Annotated in this window: 14 protein-coding genes, 1 tRNA gene and 1 pseudogene; 5 read left to right on the top strand and 11 right to left on the bottom strand. The window is 66.4% G+C overall.

The genetic code is table 11. The features are described from left to right. Positions 1-798 (top strand): nucleotidyltransferase domain-containing protein, encoded by a 798-nt coding sequence (locus ACIQCS_RS13845; protein ID WP_345851602.1) that lies wholly within the window; start codon positions 1-3, stop codon positions 796-798. Further along, positions 795-1835, top strand: a complete 1041-nt coding sequence (gene rtcA, locus ACIQCS_RS13840) for an RNA 3'-terminal phosphate cyclase (RefSeq protein ID WP_345851604.1) — start codon at positions 795-797, stop codon at positions 1833-1835. Before ACIQCS_RS13845 ends, rtcA begins: the two co-directional genes overlap by 4 nt. 392 nt (positions 1836-2227) lie before the next feature. On the opposite strand, the gene ACIQCS_RS13835 is transcribed toward rtcA, so the two are convergent. After that, positions 2228-3685, bottom strand: a complete 1458-nt coding sequence (locus ACIQCS_RS13835) for an alpha/beta hydrolase (RefSeq protein ID WP_345851606.1) — start codon at positions 3683-3685, stop codon at positions 2228-2230. Between the two features lie 111 nt (positions 3686-3796). On the opposite strand from ACIQCS_RS13835, the gene ACIQCS_RS13830 reads away from it, so the two are divergent. The 3 genes and pseudogenes from ACIQCS_RS13830 to ACIQCS_RS13820 form a co-directional block, all read left to right on the top strand. Beyond that, on the top strand, positions 3797-5227 hold the full coding sequence (locus ACIQCS_RS13830) for a LytTR family DNA-binding domain-containing protein (protein ID WP_345851608.1): 1431 nt from the start codon (positions 3797-3799) through the stop codon (positions 5225-5227). A 276-nt stretch (positions 5228-5503) separates the two neighbouring features. Next, positions 5504-7099, top strand: a complete 1596-nt coding sequence (locus ACIQCS_RS13825) for a serine hydrolase domain-containing protein (RefSeq protein WP_401531146.1) — start codon at positions 5504-5506, stop codon at positions 7097-7099. 271 nt (positions 7100-7370) lie between these two features. Continuing rightward, positions 7371-7550, top strand: a pseudogene (locus ACIQCS_RS13820) (transposase); the annotation flags it as partial. 158 nt (positions 7551-7708) lie between these two features. On the opposite strand, the gene ACIQCS_RS13815 reads toward ACIQCS_RS13820, so the two are convergent. The 10 genes from ACIQCS_RS13815 to ACIQCS_RS13770 all read right to left on the bottom strand — a co-directional run bounded on the left by ACIQCS_RS13815 (position 7709) and on the right by ACIQCS_RS13770 (position 19041). Further along, entirely contained in the window at positions 7709-8401 is a 693-nt protein-coding gene (locus ACIQCS_RS13815) for a Fe-Mn family superoxide dismutase (RefSeq protein WP_345851613.1), read from the bottom strand. Positions 8402-8411: 10 nt separating this feature from the next. After that, positions 8412-9815 carry a chromate efflux transporter gene (gene chrA / locus ACIQCS_RS13810; protein ID WP_345851615.1) on the bottom strand — a complete coding sequence of 468 codons (1404 nt, stop codon included), beginning with the start codon at positions 9813-9815 and terminating at the stop codon, positions 8412-8414. Further along, positions 9812-10636, bottom strand: a complete 825-nt coding sequence (locus ACIQCS_RS13805) for a sulfurtransferase/chromate resistance protein (RefSeq protein ID WP_345851617.1) — start codon at positions 10634-10636, stop codon at positions 9812-9814. Before ACIQCS_RS13805 ends, chrA begins: the two co-directional genes overlap by 4 nt. Positions 10637-10912: 276 nt before the next feature. Continuing rightward, positions 10913-12859 carry an ATP-binding protein gene (locus tag ACIQCS_RS13800; protein ID WP_345851619.1) on the bottom strand — a complete coding sequence of 649 codons (1947 nt, stop codon included), beginning with the start codon at positions 12857-12859 and terminating at the stop codon, positions 10913-10915. 365 nt (positions 12860-13224) lie between these two features. Next, positions 13225-13300: transfer RNA gene (locus tag ACIQCS_RS13795), tRNA-Lys, on the bottom strand. A 101-nt stretch (positions 13301-13401) separates the two neighbouring features. Next, entirely contained in the window at positions 13402-14538 is a 1137-nt protein-coding gene (gene rodA, locus ACIQCS_RS13790; protein ID WP_280279150.1) for a rod shape-determining protein RodA, read from the bottom strand. Then, complete coding sequence (gene mrdA, locus ACIQCS_RS13785) at positions 14538-16571, bottom strand: penicillin-binding protein 2 (protein WP_345851621.1); 2034 nt, start codon at positions 16569-16571, stop codon at positions 14538-14540. Before mrdA ends, rodA begins: the two co-directional genes overlap by 1 nt. Continuing rightward, positions 16571-17077: a rod shape-determining protein MreD gene (gene mreD / locus ACIQCS_RS13780; protein ID WP_345851622.1), complete on the bottom strand. Its 507-nt coding sequence runs from the start codon at positions 17075-17077 to the stop codon at positions 16571-16573. The genes mrdA and mreD overlap by 1 nt, the downstream gene beginning before the upstream one ends. Positions 17078-17079: 2 nt before the next feature. Then, on the bottom strand, positions 17080-17877 hold the full coding sequence (gene mreC, locus ACIQCS_RS13775) for a rod shape-determining protein MreC (protein WP_401531142.1): 798 nt from the start codon (positions 17875-17877) through the stop codon (positions 17080-17082). A gap of 123 nt (positions 17878-18000) precedes the next feature. Then, positions 18001-19041: a rod shape-determining protein gene (locus tag ACIQCS_RS13770; RefSeq protein WP_086129461.1), complete on the bottom strand. Its 1041-nt coding sequence runs from the start codon at positions 19039-19041 to the stop codon at positions 18001-18003. Positions 19042-19080: the final 39 nt, after the last annotated feature.

Below are 19080 nucleotides of genomic sequence, written 5' to 3'. Positions count from 1 at the left end.
GTGACCAACCATTCCCATGCAGCCATCCCTCCCGCCGTTCGGCGCGAGATCGAGACCCGGCTCGACGCGATCGAGGCGAACAACGGCGTGCGCCTGCTGCTCGCGATCGAATCGGGTTCGCGCGCCTGGGGCTTTCCCTCGCCCGACAGCGATTACGATGTGCGCTTCCTCTATGTGCGCCCGCGCGACTGGTATCTGTCGCTGGCGCCCGGGCGCGACGTGATCGAGACGGTGATCGAGGACGAGATCGACCTGAACGGCTGGGACGTGCGCAAGGCGCTCGGCCTGCTGCTCAAGTCGAACGCCGTGGTGAGCGAGTGGATGCTCTCGCCGATCCGCTACCGGACCGACGATCCCTTCATCGCCCGGCTGGCCGAGCTGGCCGACGATCTGCTCGATCCGCGGGCGATCGCCTATCATTATGCGCGCTCGGGCAAGCTGGCGGCGGACCGCTGGCTGGACGGGGAGGGGGACGTGCCGGTGAAGAGGTATTTCTACGCCCTGCGTCCCGCGCTGGCGATCCGCGCGATCCGGCTGAACCCGGATGCGCGGCCGCCGATGAACCTGCAGGCGCTGGTCGCCGCCGGCGATCTGCCGGCCATACTGGTCGAGCAGATCGAGGCGCTGGTCACCGCCAAGGCGCGCACCAACGAGCGTGCCAACGGCACCCGCCTGCCCGAGATCGACGCGCTGATCCGCGACGAGCTCGATCGGGCGGGCGAACTGCCGGCGCGCAAGCTGCGCGACCGCTTCGTCGATCGCGCCAATCAACTCTTTCTCGAACTGGTGAATACATGATCATCATCGACGGATCGGAAGGCGAAGGCGGCGGCCAGATCGTGCGCAATTCCTGCGCGCTGTCGCTCGTCACCGGACGGCCCTTCCGCATCATCAATGCGCGCGGCAAGCGCGAGAAGCCCGGGTTGATGCGCCAGCACGTCACTGCGATCGAGGCGGCGTGCGCGATCGGTGGCGCGACGTGCGAGGGCGTGGCGGTCGGTGCCTCCGACTTCAGCTTCACGCCGGGCCGCGTCACGCCGGGCGAATATCATTTCGCGGTGGGTACCGCGGGCAGCACGGGGCTGGTCCTGCAGACGGTGCTGGTGCCGCTGCTCCTCGCCGGCGGCCCCTCGCGGCTCGTCCTCGAGGGGGGCACCCACAATATGCTGGCGCCGCCGTTCGACTTCGTGGCGCAGGCGTTCGCGCCCGTGGTGCGGCGGATGGGCGCGGGGATCGAGATGCGGCTGGTGCGCCACGGTTTCTATCCGCGCGGCGGCGGCCGGATCGAGGTCGATCTCATGCCGGGCGCGCTGGTTCCGATCCATTGCCTCGATCGCGGGACGCTGCTGTCGGTGTCCGGTACGGCATTGTTCGCGGCGTTGCCGCACGGCATCGCGGAGCGCGAGCTCGCCACGGCGCGCAAGCTGCTGCCGGACTGGCCCGAACAGTCCTTCGCGGTTCACGAGCTTCCGGAGACGCAGGGCCCGGGCAATGCGCTGCTGCTCGAGGCGGTCTTCGAGCATGCGACGGAGATCGTCACCGGCTTCGGCCGGCTGGGCGTATCGGCGGAGGCGCTTGCCAAGACCGCGGCGCATCGCATGGCCGGGTTCCTGGAATCGCGGGCGTTCGCCGGGCCGTATCTGGCCGATCAGCTATTGCTGCCTTTCGCGATTGCGGGGGGAGGAAGCTTCACGACGGTCAAGCCGAGCCAGCACGCGCGGACCGCGGCCGATGTGATCGCGCGCTTCACCGGGCAGCGCTGGGCGTTCGAGCAGCAGCCGGACGGCTGCCATCTGGTACGGCGCGTGTCGGATGATGCGGTTCGCGACATGTGATCGGGAGCGCCTGGGAGGGGCCGGGCGGTTGGGCCGGGCGAGCGGCACCGGTCGGGCGCGCGTGCCTGATGCTGCCAGCCTGAGCGGGCTGGCAGTATCGCATGCCGGCCGCCGCCTTCGACATCGGTCTGGAGAATGACCGCCGCTCGCGATGGACGCCAAGTCACTGAAGAAATGGTGGACGCACCGGGCTCGAACCTCGGAGCCGCTGATCAAGAGTAATCGAGCCGGGGCGTTCAGCCGGTTTCATCGCATTTCAAAGCAGCGGGTCTTCTTCAATTGAATGCCTGAGCGGCGTCCGGAATGACCGATATTGGAAACGTTACCGCCGATCCGCCTTTGGCGGAGGTCCCGGTATCGGCAGTCGTTCGCCGCAGGGCGTTTCCGGTCGATCATCCCAGCTGAAACTTTGGCGGCGGCAAGGTCAGTTTCGCGTCGGCCAGAACCTCGCCGCGGAAGAACCGCACTAGCAGGGCCTGCACATCGGGATGGGCCTCGAAGACATTGTGGCCGGCATTCTCAACGATCACGCGGGACTTGCGCCGGAATTGGGCCGCCACTTCCTCCTGTTCGGCCAGCGGTGTGCGGCCGTCCAGCGATCCGGCCAGCAGCAAGGCAGGGTGATCGATGCGGATCGGCGCCCGGAAGGCCTCGCCGAGGTCAACCGCCGGGACGGCGCCCAGCAGGTGCGGCATCGGGAAGTTCAGCGCGTCCCCCAATATGGCCGTTCGGGCCTCGCGCTGCACCATGGCCAGCCGGGCAGGGGAAATCCCCGACGCCAGGTCCATCGCCTCCGGCATGCCGCTGATGCCCAGAAGGCCCGTGAACTCGGTCAGGAACGGCGCGAGCACATCCGTTCTGCCCGCGTCGAGCGCCTGATATATTCCCGGGATCATCACCAGCGTGCGCGGATTGGCGATCAGTCCTCCCGACATGAGCTGGATGCCGAAGCCGCCCAGCTGCAGTTCGACCGGCGTATTTCCCAGCTTGGCGGTCATCCGGGCGGGTGTCGTCTCGAGCCTGGCATGCACCCGGCGCATCAGGGCCGGCAGGTTGGGTATCTTCGCGCGGACCGCCGGGTCGCTGGCCATCAGGGCGTCGACCTGATCGAGAAAGGCGTCGATCCGGGCTGGCCGCTTTACCGTCTGATCCTGCCCCTCAAGGCTGGCCAGGGCGACGCGGTTCACGCGTTCGCCATGCCGCTTGAGCACGCTGAGCGCCAGGTGCGAGCCATAGCTGATTCCCCAGAGGTCGACCTTCTCCGCGCCCAGATGCTTCCGCAGGTCGTCGATATCGTCCGCATTCTGTTCGGTATTGTAGCCGCGGATTGCGATCCCGGCTTTCGTCCAGTCAGCCCAGGCCCGCTGGAGGTCGTTGCGGAAATAGGCAGTGAGCCCTTCCCGTGTGAACACGGGAAGGGGGGCCACGGGATCAGGCCTGGCAGGGATGGCGGCGGACATGCCCGTGCCGCGCTGGTCGAAGGCGATCACATCAGCGACTTCGCGCAGGGCCAGGAAGATCGGAAAGCGCGGCCCCGCCGCCGCTGCGGACCCTGCTCCGCCGGGGCCACCCGCCAAGTAGACGATCGGCGGGCCGGGTCTGGCTGCCGTTGAAGGAAAGCGGACATAGCCCAGCCGGATTTTTCGCGAACCCGGATCGCGGCGGTCTTCCGGAACCTCGAAGAAGCCGCGCTCCGCGTCGGTCTCCGCGCCGCGCCAACCCTTGAAGCGGAAGGGGCCGTCCTGTGACGGCGTCGCCACCTGCGCCGAGGCCCGGGCGATCGCCAGGGCGGGATAGGCAAGAACGGCTGCGGCGAGCAGGGCACGGCGATTGAGCGATGTGTTGGTCATGACACCGGCTGAGCCGTTCGAGGCACGCCCGGCTACGCCGGCTCGGCCAACGGCACCCGCGGATCGGCGAATGGCGGTGCATCTCGGCGAACTGCAGCCTAGAGGAAGCGCATGTGGCGAATCCTGATCCTCCTCTTCCTCCTGACGGGATTCACCTCCCTGGCCCATGCTCAGGATGCCGCATGGCAAGCCTGTCATGATGTGGTCGGTCAGGCCGATCCGGTGCTCAGCGACTGTCACCCGATTGCCGATCGCATCGATCCGCAAGGGCGGGAAATCTGGATCCGGTCCATCGTCCGGGCCCCGGCGGACGCCCAGCCGCGCGTCCTCTACGTGGCGGGTGCTGCTTCATCGGAAGCGTGGCTGAACGGTCGGCGCCTTGGCGCGAACGGCCGCCCCGGCGCCACGGCACGGGAAGAGACGCCGGGGCGCTACCAGGCGATCTTCCCCATTCGCGAGACCGTTTGGCGGCCCGGTGAAAACGTGCTGGTGCTGCGCCTGTCGTCCTTCCACGGCGGCCTGCGTTTCGCGCGGCCGATGAGTGCCGTTGCCGTCTTGCCCTATCCCTATCCGCCGCGCATCGCGCCCCTGGCTGTCACCTTCCTTGCTGCCGGCACATTGCTGGCCGCGGCATTCGGCTTCGGGGTCATTCACGCCATGCGCCGTACCGGGACCAGCCTGATCCTGGCTGCCATGGCAGCCGTCGCGACGCTGCAGGCCATTGTGGAGAGCCTGCGGACGCTGTTCGACTATCCCTATCCTCTGCACGCCTGGCGGATGAGCGCCATCTGGGCTCTGGCTGCGGTCTTCGCGATCCTGCTGGTGCGCTACGTCTCCACCAGGTTCCTGCCCGGAACGCGCGGCATCATGACCGGCCTCACCCTTGGCCTGGTCGGTGCCACCATCCTGCTGCCGGGCTTCGACGTGAAGACGATATGGGCACTCATCCTGGGGGTCGCACTTGCCGCCCTGCCGGCTGCTGCAGGGGTGCGGCGGCGGCTTCCCGGCGCGCGGCCGACCCTTGCCTATCTCATATTGTTCCTTGCGCTGGCTCTTGGCCTTCCCGAATGGTTCACCGATCTTTCCTACTTCCTGCTCGCTGCCGGACTCGTCCTGCCGTTGCTGATGGCCGAGGTCGTGCGCCTGAGCCGTGACGATCGCAGCCGCGAAGCCGCCCTGACGCGTGCGGCCAGCCAACCAGACCGCCTGACGGTGGCCTCGGCGCGCGGTGTCGAATTGGTGCCGATCGCGGAGATCCTCGCCGTGCTGGGGGCCGACGACTATGTCGAACTGCGACTGGTTGGCGGCCGCAGCCTGCTGCACGCGGCGCGCCTCGACGGGCTTGCGAGCCAATTGCCGGCAAGCTTCCTGCGCATCCATCGGTCGGTGATCGCAAACCTGTCCCAGGTGCAACGGCTGGAACGCGACGGCGACCGCTGGCGGTTGCACTTGAACGAAGGAGCGCCGCTACCGGTCAGCCGCTCCCGCCTGCCTGCCCTGCGCGAGGCTTTGGAGGCGCCTCCCGCCGCGGCGGCGGCCTGAGCTCGGAGTGAGCTGCTTCGGTCTCCGTGGTACCAGCCATGCCGGTCGTTCACCGTAGCCGGGGGACATTCACCGCTCGCACGGGGCACTCACCGATCCGCTGTTGGGCAACCGCCCGGCCTGCGCTTGAGCAGGCGTAACTTGTCGGAGAGTCCAATGCGCCCAATGTGTCTCGTCGCCATCGTCGCCCTGTCCTGCGCTCCGGTGCGTACGGCATGGGCTGCGCCTGGACAGGACGGCAATCGCCCATCTGCCGCTGGTCGCCAGGGTCGGCCAATGCTCGATCTTGACGCGGCATTCGCATCGATCGCGCCGACGATGCCCGGCTGCGCAGCAGGCGTGGCGATCGACGGCGCGGCGCCTGTGATTCGCGGCTATGGCCTGGCCGATCTCGAGCACCCGGTGCCGATCGCAGCGGACACGGTCTTTGAGACCGGCTCGCTCGCCAAGCAGTTCACCGCCGCCGCCATGCTGCTGCTGGTTCAGGACGGCAAACTCACGCTCGACGATGATATCAGGCGCTATTTGCCGGAGATGCCGGACTATGGCGTGCCGATCACGATCCGCCACCTGCTTACCCATAGCAGCGGGCTGCGCGAGCAATGGAGCCTGCTGGCGCTGACCGGCAACGGCCCGGGCACCCAGGTCCATGATTTGAGCACGATCCTGGATCTGGCCTCGCGGCAGAAGGGCCTGAACTTCGCGCCCGGCGCCGAATATCTCTACACCAATACAAATTACGCCCTCGCAGCGATCATCGTCGAACGCGCGAGCGGCATGAGCCTGCAACGCTTCACCGAGGAGCGCCTGTTCCGGCCGCTGGGCATGCGCCACAGCCGATGGCGGGAGGACTTCCGCACGGTCGTGCCGGGGCGCGCCATGGCCTATGCTTCGGGTAGCGAGGGGTTCATCGCCAACATGCCCTTCACCAACGTCTATGGAAATGGCGGGCTCCTCACCACCATCGCGGACCTGCTGCGCTGGAACGCGTTCCTCGACCGCCCTTCCGATCTGCCCGGCGGCGAGGCGCTGGTGGCGGCCCTGCAGACACCGGGCAAATTGCGGAACGGCACGCCGCTCGAATATGGCCTGGGCCTTGAGATTACCCGTGCGCACGGATTGCGCCTGATCGCCCACAGCGGCTCGACCGCCGGCTACAAGGCCTGGCTGGGCCGTTATCCCGAGAAGCATGTCTCGGTCGCGCTGCTGTGCAACAATGGCGATGTCGATTCCGTGGCGCTTGGCGAGGGCATTGCCGAGCAGGCACTTCGCGCTGCCGGTTATGTCGAGAGAAGGCCCGTGGTTTCGGCCTCGCTGCCAACGACTTCGCCGATCGGCCCCGCCGGCCTGGACCCTGCTCGATACCAGGGGCTGTTCCGCGATCCCGTGACTGGCGAGCTCGCGGCGACAACAGTCGTCGATGGGGAGCTCGCGCTCCAGCGAGGATCGACACAGCGGCTGAGCCCCATGGGCAAGGAGCGTTTCCGGCGGGCGGACGGAGGCGTGGCGCAGTTTGTCCGGGAGAATGGGAAACCTGTCGAACTAGTCTTGGGCAACGACAGGCGCGGCCAGCGCTTCGTGGCGGTTGCACCTGCCATAGCCGGCCCCGCCGCTCTCGATGCCTATGTCGGAACCTATTACAGTGCCGAGCTGGACAGGCGCATTTCGGTGGTTCGGAACGGCAACCGCCTGGTCATGCGCCAGCCCTTCGCAGTGGAATGGCCACTGACGCCGCGCTTCGCCGATGGTTTCACGACGCGCCTGCGTGGCACGAGCAGCTTCGTCTTCGCGCGCGCGCCCGACGGCAAAATCGACGGATTCTCGGCATGGGTGAACGGGGCTCGCAATATATGGTTCGTGCGGCAGCCTTGACGGGCCCGCGGGCGGAACCGCCTTGCACTGCTTCGGTCAGGGTAGCCGGGAATGGGGCGTCAGCCGACATCCCCGGGCTGCGAACAGGAACGGCGCCTATTCCGTGCCAGCCGCCCGGAACCTTGCCGCCTCTTCTTTCATCCTGAATATGAAGAACGTTGCGGACACGATAGAAGACTTGGCTCCGCAGGAAATTCAAGCATCTCTCTAGGGTCAGGGCCCATTGATGCGAGAGGCGCGATCTGATTCAGGCTTCGCGAGGAGACCGGATGTGAGCCACCTGTATTGGCTGACGGACGAGCAGATGGCGCGGCTCGAACCATATTTTCCAAGGAGTCATGGCAAGCCGCGAGTGGACGATCGGCGGGTGTTGAGCGGGATCATCTTCGTCAATCGCAACGGACTGGGCTGGCGGGATGCGCCAAAGGACTATGGGCCGCCCGAAGGACTGGTGCCGGGTTGCCACGCGCTATGATCGGTGCCCAACCGCCTTCTTCGCCGCCATCGCGCTCGCAGCCACCGTCATCTTCTGGCTGTGATCCACGAGTCCTGATCCTGGCGCCACGCCGTTGAGGAAAGCGCGCTTTACTGGGAGACTGGCGCTGCGGTTCACCAGCCCGCACCGTGCGCCGCCTCAAACCTGCGATCCGCAGCCGTCCAGTTCAGCGCGCGCATATACGCCTCGACATAATCGGCGGCCTTTGCGCCATAGTCGATCGCATAAGCATGCTCGTACATGTCGAGGGCGAGCAGCGGCGTGCCGCCGGCCAGCGTCATCATGTGATCCGCCGCCCATTGGTTGGTCAGGCGGCCATCATGCGGGCTCCAGACCAGCAGCACCCAGCCGGAGCCGCCGCCCAGCGCCTTGCCCATTGCAGCGAACTCGACCGACCATCTCGCATGGCTACCGAAATCGCGCTCGATCGCTCCGGCCAGCGCCGCGCCGGGCCTGGTGGGTGTGCCCAGGCTGGCGAAGTAGATCTCGTGCAGGATCATCGAGTTCCACGCGATCAGTTCCTCGCGCTTGAGCCCGTTCAGCATGAAGCCGGGAGCCGATGCCGGATCGAGCTTGGCGAACTCGGCCCTGATCGCTCCCAGCCGCTTCACGGCGCCGGCATAGTTGTTGTCATGATGGCTGGTCAGCAGCCGGGCGGACAGGCCGGGGATCGCATCGGCGGCGAACGGCAGCGGCTTCGGCGCGAAGGCCGGCGCCGCCTGCGCCAGTGCGGAGCCTGGCAGGCTGGCCGCAATGCCCGCGCCGATGCTGCCCGTCACCAGGGTACGTCGATTGAGTTCCGTCATGTCCAGCTCCTCAGCCTAGAAATCCAGCGAAGTGCAGCGCCACGCCCAGGCATGCTGTGGTGGCCAGCGTGACGATCACGCCGGTGCGCAGCACGAAGATTGCGAGGATCGCACCCGCCGAAAGCCCCAGCGCCCAGGGATCGAGGCTGGCCGGCACCGGGGCAGCGAAGCGGATCGGTCCGAGATCGACCGGCAGGGCCTGGCGGAACAGCGTGTGGATCGCGAACCAGATGGCGAGGTTGAGCACCACGCCGACCACCGCCGCGGTGATCGCCGAGAGCGCGCCTGAGATTGCCGCATTTCCGCGCAGACGCTCGATGTACGGCGCACCGAGGAAGATCCACAGGAAGCAGGGCACGAACGTCACCCAGGTTGCCAGCAGACCGCCGAGGGTTCCCGCCAACAACGGCGCGAGCATACCCGGCTCGCGATAGGCGCCGAGAAAGCCGACGAACTGCAGCACCATGATCAGCGGCCCCGGCGTGGTCTCGGCCATGCCGAGCCCGTCGAGCATCTCGCCGGGCGTGAGCCAGCGATATTCCTCGACTGCCTGCTGCGCGACATAGGCGAGCACCGCATAGGCACCGCCGAACGTCGCCACCGCCATCTTCGAGAAGAAGATCGCGATGCTGGAGAAGACGTTGGTCGGCCCGAGCAGCAGCACCAGCGCGGCAACCGGCACCAGCCATAGTGCCAGGCAGGTCAGTACCGCGCGCGAGGTTTGCCGCCAGGAGGCATGGGCGTGGGCGGGCAGTTCCTCGCCGAGCAGCGTGTCGGCATCGGCGACCACGGCACCGCCCTTCCGCCCGCCATGCCCGCCGCCCTTGAACGCGCTCGATCCGCTGCGCCCGGACCACCAGCCGATCAGTCCGGCGGCGAGGATGATCAGCGGGAAGGGCACGCCCAGGAAGAAGATCAGCACGAAGGCGGCAGCCGCGAGCAGGCGCGAGGCGGTGCTGCGCAGCGCCCGGCCACCGATCCGCGCCACCGCCTGGAGCACCACCGCCAGCACCGCGGCCTTCAAGCCGAAGAACAGCGCCGAGACGAAGCCGAGCTTGCCGTACAGGACATAGACCCAGCTCAGCGCCATGATCGAAAGCATGCCGGGCAGCACGAACAGCGTGCCGGCGATCACGCCGCCTTTCGTCTTGTGGAGCAGCCAGCCGATATAGGTGGCGAGCTGCTGCGCCTCGGGGCCGGGCAGCAGCATGCAATAGTTGAGGGCGTGCAGGAAGCGATGCTCGCCGATCCAGCGTTTCTCCTCGACCAGGATGCGGTGCATCACCGCGATCTGCCCGGCGGGTCCGCCAAAAGAGAGCGCGGCGATCCGCAGCCATACCCAGAAGGCTTCGCCAAGCGACACGGGAGCGGGGCGGGCGGGGGCCGCGGCCCCCGCGAGGACCGCGGCGCTCACGCCTGCACCTGTCGCGGCTTGTGCGAGGTCCAGTCGTGCGTTTCGGATCGCGCGTCGCGGCACCAGCGGTAGAGCGCGTCGTAGATCGCCATGCCAGCCTCTAACTGCTCCAGATCGTCGGCATGGACGCGGGAGAGCCCCAGCGAGATGGCCAGCAGCCCTGCCGCTTCCGGTACGATCTCCGGATGCGCCGTGTCGGCGCCGCGCACGATCATCGCCAGATAGTCGAGCGCGGGCATGCCGCCCAGGCCGAAGGCCTCGACCATGAGGTCGAAGGTGCAATGGTCGCCGCGATGGCTCCAGAATACCTCGTCATGCGCCACGTCGAAGGGGGCGGCATCGAACCGGCGGGCAGCCTCCAGCACATCGGCCGGCGGTACGAACAGGAAGCGGGCGCGCGGATCGACGAAGCGGCGGATCAGCCATGGGCAGGCGATGCGGTCGACCTTGGGCCGGGCACGGGTCACCCAGACCGTGCGTCCCTCGGCATCGCGCCTGGGCAGGCGAGCCGTTGAGAGGAGAGGCTGGCCGGCATCCGCCCAGGCGGCGAACCCGCCTTCGAGCACTTCGGCCTCCACCGACTCGCTGCGCAGCCATGCGGCGAGGCCGGGAGCCGCACCCGCGCCGTCCTGGTCGATGACCACGACCGGCCGGCCGGCGAAGTCGGCAGACCATCGCGCGAAGTCGTCGGCTGGCAGAGGCAGCGAGGCCGGCACCAGGCCGGCTCCGCGATCTTCTCGAATGTCGATGAGCGCCGGAGCGGCAGCAGTGCCGATCAGGCGGGACAATTTGTCAGCGGATATGCTGTTGAGTGCAGGCATGATGCGTCCTTCATCGAAAAACAGGACGCGATGCTTTGGCTGACGCCTCATGGGGAGATCGCATTCCCCATGACCTGAAAATGAGCGCAGTGGCCGGCTGCTGTCAAGCTGTCGGTCGTTTTGCCTTTGCTGTCACCGGTTCGGGTGGAGAGGCGGCCTAACGCCTGAACCATTGATTGCAGACAGCTCTAACGGCGTGAGCGCAGTCGAGAGTTCCGGGCGATCTCGCGGCGTCTTTGAAGCCGGGGCCGGTGAGGTCTGCTGGCCTGGAGGTAATCAACCCGCACGAACCGTGGCGTCTAGCTCTAGATGGCCCTGCCGTGGTTGTTGAGGTTGCATATAGGTTTCTGGATCGATGCCCTGTTCCTTGAGGAATGGCGCATCGCGTAGCTTGTCGCGCAGCCCGAGCAGTCGCTTCTCCGCGCGCTTCACGAAAGTTGAATAAGTCATTGCACGGATCGTCACTTGGCCATTGTTCTTGGTCTCGTCACCAGTCTCCGTGGGGTCGATGCGGGAGCCGAGCACATAGCAGGTGACGATAGTGGCATCGGTCACGAGCCCCTTATTCATCAGCTCCCGCACGTATTGCCATGGCTGCTGCTTCTCCTTCGAGCCGATCAGCACACCCGGCTTCTTGATCTCGGCAATGACGAGGCGCGACACGCCGTCGACTTCGTGGCCAAGGTCATGCGAATCTCGACTATAAAAGCCGACACTGCCGTCGGGCAGCATGACAAAGTCTGGGCGCAAGCGGCTTCCCTGATCGGTTCGCCCAAAGACCTTGTGGATCACCTCGGTCATGCCGCGATTGCTCGTAAACTCAAGGCTTTCGAACTCGGGGCCGAAAACCCACAGGCTGCGATCGAACAACGGCTGGAGGTCGCCCACTTCCTCCATCGTCTCGTCGCGCAGCTTTTGATCTAGTTCTTCAATCAGCTTTAGCCGCTGTGCGATCTCGTCGAGTGCAAGCTTAGCCGTCCGGACGGTCCAATCGACCAGCAGCGCGTTCAATTCATCGAGATCGCCCGGCGGCATATCGTGTAGCTTGGCGATCAACTCGTATTTGCTCGTGGTGAGTTCCAGATTGGCGAGCACGCCTGCGACCTGTTGTACGGTGTCGAGATTCATCGAAGGGCAAGCATCCACCACCTGATCGACAAACTCGTTCCAGCGATCGCGGCTAACCGGCGTGAGCTGCGCGACGGTCCGACCAAGATTCTCCCGGACAGTTTCCTTGGTCTCACGTCGCCTATCGGCGCTGAATGCGCCAAGATATTCGCGGATCTTCGCATGCACCGCTGTGCGCGTCGCTGGCCAGGCATCGCGATTCGGCCAGAAACCCGACCAGTCGGGCAGCACATCATCGGCGAGGAAATCGGCGCGCACGATGAAGATGAATCGCTTGGCCTCGCTACTGCGTCCATCGACCAGCCGCTCTTGGTCAAACCCAACCCATCCGGGCGAGCCAATGATACGGTTGTTAACCCGCCAGGCGATGCCATGCTGCCGTGTGGTCTTGTCGGCTTTCTGTGTGTCGATGACGATGAGATGCGCTACCCCGTAGCCGGGTACCTCGACATCAACCTCGCGGCGCTGCGCTTCGGGAATATCCTCGAAAGTTACCTTGGTGCCATTCACTGTCACGGTGAAATTGGGGTCGGCCAGGAAGCGGGTGCCGACCACCTCGCGGGCCTCCTCGGCCGTCATCATGATCGGCAGAGGATTGATGGCGTTGATTTCGGTTCCGTGACCTTCGATGTCCGATTCGACCGTTATTCGTTCGATAGTGAATGGCTGGGTTACGCCACGACGAACTTCGAAGGTCGCTGACATTCCATCGCGCCAGGTCCGCACACGGTAGGCTTCGCCGAAGCGAAATGCTGCATGTCGGCCCTTGCCATTGCGGCCATAGGCGGCGCGTGGGCGCAAGTCAGATAGTTCCGAAGGCGGCGCGGATTCAGTTCCTTCGTCATGTAGGCGATTGTAGTCGAGTGTCTTCCAGCGGGTCTGGAACTGGGGCTCAGTCATGCCCTTGCCATTGTCTTCGATCGCGAACGCCGCGCTGCTCCCGCGTTCCGGCCAAACAATATCCACCTTGGTTGCCCAAGCGTCCCAAGCATTGGCAACAAGTTCCACGATCGCAACTGCGGGATCTACGATAATCGACCCTGCGTGCCGCTCCATGAACCGGTTATCGAATAGCAGTCCTGCGTCTTCAGCCATCAGATCCCCCTCGCTAACGTCGTAACGAGGCGGGTTGGCGTAGTCCATCGAAGTCGGAACCATCTTCACGAGGTCGGGGCACTCAGAGCGTTGGAAGCTTGTTCGGATATGATCGCGCGGTAACGCTCGTGCCCGAGTGGCGGAACTTGGCGGGCTTCCAGCTGGTCGCACGAGTCGTGTGGCGTGGCCTCGGCGGCTTCGCGATCAATCGCTTTGGAAGCGGTGGCAAACACAGCTCCTCCAGCAAAAAATCTGGGGGAATGTGGGGAGCCACAGAAGAGCAAATCATGTTGCCCAGGATGTTGCCCGAGCGCCCGCGCTGGCGAGCTTCGCCGCGCTTGAGGTATGCTAAGACTTTGAAAATATGGTGGACGCACTAGGGCTCGAACCTAGGACCCGCTGATTAAGAGTCAGCTGCTCTACCAACTGAGCTATGCGTCCATTCCGGGTTGTTTCAGCGCCCTTGGTGGGTGCGCCTCCGCAGTGGAGGAGCGCCTTTAGCGGCGCGCTTCGCGGCTTGTAAACCCCCAATCACAAAAAAATCACCAGCGCTGCACGCGGCGGCTCTGCCGGTCGATCGAGAGCAGGATTCCGAAGCAGATCATGAAAGTCATCACGGCCGTGCCGCCGAAGCTGATCAGCGGCAGCGGCACGCCCACCACCGGCGCCAGGCCCATCACCATCGCCATGTTGATCGCACAGTAGAAGAAGATCGTGGCGGAGAGGCCCGCCGCCGTCAGCCGCGCGAAGCGGCTCTGCGCACGCATGCTCACGCCGATCCCCCAGCGGATCAGGATGCCGAAGCCGACGATCAGGAAGAAGCCGCCCATCAGGCCCCATTCCTCCATCATCGTCGCCAGCGCGAAATCGGTATGGCCCTCGGGCAGATAGTCGAGATGGCTCTGGGTGCCCTGCAGGAAGCCCTTGCCGAACACGCCGCCCGATCCGATCGCCACCTTGGACTGGCTGATGTGATAGCCGGTGCCCAGCGGATCGCTCTCGGGATCGAGGAAGATCAGCACGCGGTTGCGCTGATAGTCGTGCAGGACGAAGTTCACCGCCAGCGGCGCCGCCACCGCCAACGCCAGCGCGCCGCCGATGAACAGGCGCAGCGGGATGCCGGCCAGGAACATCACCGTCACGCCGCCCGCCGTGATCATCAGCGCGGTGCCGAGATCGGGCTGGAGCATGACCAAGCCGGCCGGAATGCCGATCAGCACGCCGGCGGGCCAGATCGCCCCGAACTTCCGGATCTCGCCCGCGGGCAATATCTCGTAGAAACGCGCCATCGCCATCACGATCACCGGCTTCATCAGCTCGGAAGGCTGCAGCCGGATAAAGCCCAGGTCGAGCCATCGCTGGCTGCCGCCCGCCACCGCGCCCAGCAACTCCACGCCGACCAGCATCACCACGATGACGATGTACATGGGGAAAGCGCCCAGCGCCCAGAAGCTCTCCGGCACACGCGACAGGCCGATGGCCATGGCGAGGAAGACGAAGAAGCGCAGTCCCTGGTTGAACGCCCAGGGCGTCATGCTGCCGCTCGCGGCCGAATAGAGCACGACCAGCCCGAACATGCCGATCGCCACCACCAGCCCGATGATCCGCCAGGGCAATTGCGCCAGCGGCCCGGGAACGATGCCGGAGGGGCCGAGGCCCGAGGATTGGAGCGTGGCCATCAGTCTGCCTCCACGCTGCCGCGTTCGGCCGCGCTGCTGTCGATCGTGTTGCTGGTCGTGGCGTTGGCGGCTTCGGAAGCGACGGTGCTCGCCGCCTCGGCCGCATCCTCGGGCGCTTCCGGCGGCGGCGCGCTCTGCGCTGCCTTGAAGGCCCGGGCCTGCTCGGCCATCCGGGCGCGATAGTCGCCGCCCCAGGTCGGCTCCTCGCGGTGCAGCGATTCCATCGCGAGCTTCCGGTCGAACAGGAAGGTCATGATGTCGCGGCCGATCATCGGCGTGTCGAGATTGCGGACAGTGTGGCCGTTATGCTCGAGCACGATGCCGGCGGCATATTTCGGATTGTCCGCCGGGGCGAAGCAGACGAGCAGCGCGTGGTCGCGCAGCTTGAACGGCAGCGAGGCGTTCTTGAGCACCCCGGATGCGCGCTCCGCCATGGTGATGCGGCGGACCTGGGCGGTGCCGGTCTTGCCTGCCAGGGTGACGCCGGGAACCTGGATCCGCGCGGCGCCGCCGGTGCCGCCTGAATTGATCACGCCGAACATCGCGTCGCGGATGATCGCCAGCTGCTCGGGTGTGGAGGCGAGGGGCGGGGCATCCTGGTGCGGAGCGTCCGCGAGCAGCCGCGGAATGAGCTGGCGCCCGGAAGCCAGCCGGCTCGCCATCACCGCCAGCTGCAGCGGATTGGCGAGCACATAGCCCTGGCCGATCGAGGCGTTGAGCGAATCCGCGACGGTCCATTGCTGCTTGTAGCGCTTCAGCTTCCAGGCGCTGTCGGGCACGGTGCCGAAGCGCTGGGTGGTGAAGGGCAGGTCGAACTTCTGCCCAAGGCCGAGCGCGCGCGCCATCGGAGCCACCGCGTCATAGCCGACGCGGCGCACCATCTCGTAGAAATAGATGTCGCAGCTCTGCATGATCGCATGCTTGAGGTCGAGCGCGCCATGCCCCCCGCGCTTGTGGCAGTGGAACACGCCGTTGCCCACGCGCAGCGCGCCCGAGCAGACCACCCGGGCATTGGGATCGACGCCTGCATGCAACAGCGCCAGCCCGTTCATCGGCTTCACCGTGGAGCCCGGCGGATAGAGGCCCTGCAGCACCTTGTTCATCAAGGGCACATGGTCGTCCTCGCTCAGCATCTTCCATTCGTTGCGGCTGATGCCGTCGGAGAAGCTGTTGGGATCATAGGCGGGCATCGAGACCATGGCGAGGATGTCGCCATTGCTCACGTCGATCACCACGGCCGAGCCCGAATTGGTGCCCAGCCGGCGCGCGACATATTCCTGGAGCAGCGCGTCGATGGTGAGCTTCACCGTCTCGCCCGGCTGGTCGGGCCGGGTGGCGAGCTCCTTGACCAGCCGGCCATGCGCCGTGACCTCGACGCGCTTGGCGCCCGGCGTGCCGCGCAGGCGATCCTCCAGCGTCTTCTCCAGCCCGTCCTTGCCCAGCTTGAAGCCTGGAGCGACGAGCAGCGGGTCCTTTTCCTTCTGGTACTGCTCAGCCGAAGCGGTGCCGACATAGCCGACGAGATGCGCGACACCGGCTGCGAGCGGATAGTTGCGCGAAAAGCCGCGGGTCGGCTGCACGCCGGGCATCTCCGGCACGCGCACGCTCACCGCGGCGAAACGCTCCCAGTCGAGATTGTCCGAGACCTGCACCGGCTGGAAACCCGCCGCCCGCTTCAGGTCGGTGCGGATGCGCGACATCTCCTCCTCGGAGAGGCTCAGGATCTGCTGGAGCATGCCCAGCGTCTTTTCCTTGTCCTCCATCCGGTCGGGGATCATGTCGACGCGGAACGCGGTGCGGTTGTTGGCGATCGGGATGCCGCTGCGGTCGACGATCCAGCCCCGCCGCGGCGGAGTGAGCGTGAGGCGCACCCGGTTGCTCTCGGCGGTCAGCCGGTAGCGCTCGTTCTCGAACACGGCGAGCCAGGTCATCCGCCCGGCCAGCACCAGCGCAGCCGCGCCCTGGATCCCGCCGAGCACCAGCGCGCGGCGGGAGAAACTGTAAGCCTGCGCTGCTTCGGTGATCCGGGCCATTATTGTCGCTTCTTATCCCGATCGAGCCATGCGCAGAACCGGGCAACCACGGGAAACAGCGCCGCGGAGACGAGAATCTGGATGAGCAGCGCCGTGTCGACATGCGCCGTGAAGGGGACCGCCACCAGCCGCCCGCCGATCAGCACGAAGGCGATCGCGCCGCTGGCGATCAGCCAGTCCTGCCAGAAGTCGCGCCATACCAGCCGCGTATCGAGCACGTCCACCATCAGCACCGCCGCCGACCAGAGCAGCATCGCGCTGCCCAGGGGCTGGCCGCTCAGCATGTCGTCGAAGAAACCCAGCGGCACGGGCATCCACACCTTCATGGCATCGGCCCGCATCAGCCGCCAGGCGAGCAGCAGCAGCAGCCCGAAGGGCGGCAGGAACGGCACGGTGGCCACCACCGGCAACAGGGTCGTCATCGATCCCAGCATCACCGAGAGCGGCGCCAGCCAGATGCTGCGCGGCATCTTCTCGCTGCGACCGAGGGGGATATAGTCGGTCACCGCTATTTCTTCTCGGCCTTGGGCTTTGCGCTGGCCGAGGGGCGGGGGGACGGCGTCGGCGTGGGATCGGGCAGGAACGTCGCCTGGACGAGCGCGAAATCGAGCGCGTCGGGATTGGCCGAGGGCTGGGCCACGGCAATGTCGCGCGAGGTGCGGATCACCCGCGCGACGGGAATGTTCGGCGAGAAGATGCCGCCCGTGCCCGAGGTGACGAACGTGTCGCCCGGCTGGAAGATCATCGTCGCCACGCTCGCCGAGCGCACGTCGAGCAGCCCGTCGCCGCGCCCGGTGGCGATCGCGGGCAGGCCGTCGCGCGTGCGGCGCACCGGGACGATGCTTTCCGGATCGACGATCAGGAGCACGCGCGCCGTATTGGGGCTGGTCTCCACCACCTGGCCGATCAGCCCGTCGGGTTGGCGCACGGGCTGCCCCGCCTTCACGCCCTGCCAGCCGCCCGCGTTGAGCGTGGCATAGCGCCGGGTACTGCCCATCGAGCTCGCCACCAGCCGCGCCACCACCACGGCATCGGTGGAGACGTCGTGCAGCTTGAGCATCTCGCGCAGGTGCCGGTTCTCCTGGTTGAGCGTGCGCGCGCGCTCGACCAGCAAATCGTTATCGGCGATCTGCTTCTTGAGCCGCGCATTCTCGCCGCGCACGTTCACATAGCTGGAGACGCCCTCGGGCACGCCCGCGACGCTGGTGCGCACCCAGGTGAAGGCGGAGGCGACAGGCGTGGTGATCTCGGAGAAGAAGCCACGGACCGCGCCAAAGGCCGGCGGATTGAATATCGAAAGCAGCAAGAGGCCCGCCGCGATCAGCATTCCGCCGACCAGCCCAACATAGCCGAGGAAGAGCCCGTATTGCGCCCGCCGCGAAAACCCCGGGCGCCGGTTGCGTGGCGGCGCCATACCCCTTTGCTCCGATTAGACCGAGATGAGGACGCCGCGGAACACCGGATCTTCCAGCGCACGCCCGGTGCCGAGCGCCACGCAGGTCAGCGGATCCTCGGCGATCGTGACCGGCAGGCCGGTCTCGTCGCGCAGCACTTCGTCGATCCCCTGGAGCAGCGCGCCGCCGCCGGTGAGCACGATGCCCTGGTCGACGATGTCCGCCGCCAGCTCCGGCGCGGTGTTCTCCAGCGCGATGCGCACGCCCTCGACGATCGTGCCGACCGGCTCCGACAGCGCCTCGGCGATTTGGCCCTGGTTGATCTGGATTTCCTTGGGAACGCCGTTGACCAGGTCGCGGCCCTTGATGTGGATCGTCTGGCCGATGCCGTCCGCCGGCGGCTTGGCGACGCCGACTTCCTGCTTGATGCGCTCGGCGGTGGCTTCGCCGATCAGCAGGTTATGGTTGCGACGCACATAGCTGACGATGGATTCGTCCATCTTGTCGCCGCCGACGCGAACCGAGGTGGAATAAGCGAGGCCGCGCAGCGAGAGCACCGCGACTTCGGTGGTGCCGCCACCGATATCGACCACCATCGAGCCGATCGGCTCGGTCACCGGCATGTCGGCGCCGATCGCGGCCGCCATCGGCTCCTCGATCAGCCACACCTGCGATGCACCCGCGTTCGACGCGGCGTCGCGGATCGCGCGGCGCTCGACCGAAGTGGAACCCGAGGGGACGCAGATCACGATCTGCGGCCAGCGCATGAAGCGCCGCTGGCCGTGCACCTTGCGGATGAAGTGCTTGATCATCTCCTCGGCGATGTCGATGTCGGCGATCACGCCGTCGCGCAGCGGGCGGATCGCCTCGATGCTGCCCGGGGTCTTGCCCATCATCAGCTTGGCGTCGTCGCCGACCGCCTTGACGCGCTTGACGCCGTTGAGCGTCTCGACCGCCACCACCGACGGTTCGTTGAGGACAACGCCGCGGCCGCGGAGGTACACCACCGTGTTCGCGGTGCCGAGGTCGATCGCCATGTCGTGGGACATGAAATTGAACAAGCGGGGAAATGCCATCTATGTTTCCGTCCTGCCGGGCGGGCGCCCGCCGCCGGC

The sequence above is a fragment of the Sphingomonas sp. NPDC092440 genome, from assembly GCF_044754985.1.
GTDB lineage: Bacteria > Pseudomonadota > Alphaproteobacteria > Sphingomonadales > Sphingomonadaceae > Sphingomonas.
This window is presented reverse-complemented; position numbering and strand designations above follow the sequence as displayed.

Bases quoted from the DNA above. Each gene is read 5' to 3' on its own strand.
- ACIQCS_RS13815 (WP_345851613.1), bottom strand. From the start codon at position 8,401: ATGACGGAACTCAATCGACGTACCCTGGTGACGGGCAGCATCGGCGCG.
- ACIQCS_RS13825 (WP_401531146.1), top strand. From the start codon at position 5,504: ATGCTCGATCTTGACGCGGCATTCGCATCGATCGCGCCGACGATGCCC.
- ACIQCS_RS13835 (WP_345851606.1), bottom strand. From the start codon at position 3,685: ATGACCAACACATCGCTCAATCGCCGTGCCCTGCTCGCCGCAGCCGTT.
- ACIQCS_RS13805 (WP_345851617.1), bottom strand. From the start codon at position 10,636: ATGCCTGCACTCAACAGCATATCCGCTGACAAATTGTCCCGCCTGATC.
- mrdA (WP_345851621.1), bottom strand. From the start codon at position 16,571: ATGGCCCGGATCACCGAAGCAGCGCAGGCTTACAGTTTCTCCCGCCGC.
- rtcA (WP_345851604.1), top strand. From the start codon at position 795: ATGATCATCATCGACGGATCGGAAGGCGAAGGCGGCGGCCAGATCGTG.
- rodA (WP_280279150.1), bottom strand. From the start codon at position 14,538: ATGGCCACGCTCCAATCCTCGGGCCTCGGCCCCTCCGGCATCGTTCCC.
- ACIQCS_RS13800 (WP_345851619.1), bottom strand. From the start codon at position 12,859: ATGGCTGAAGACGCAGGACTGCTATTCGATAACCGGTTCATGGAGCGG.
- ACIQCS_RS13830 (WP_345851608.1), top strand. From the start codon at position 3,797: ATGTGGCGAATCCTGATCCTCCTCTTCCTCCTGACGGGATTCACCTCC.
- ACIQCS_RS13770 (WP_086129461.1), bottom strand. From the start codon at position 19,041: ATGGCATTTCCCCGCTTGTTCAATTTCATGTCCCACGACATGGCGATC.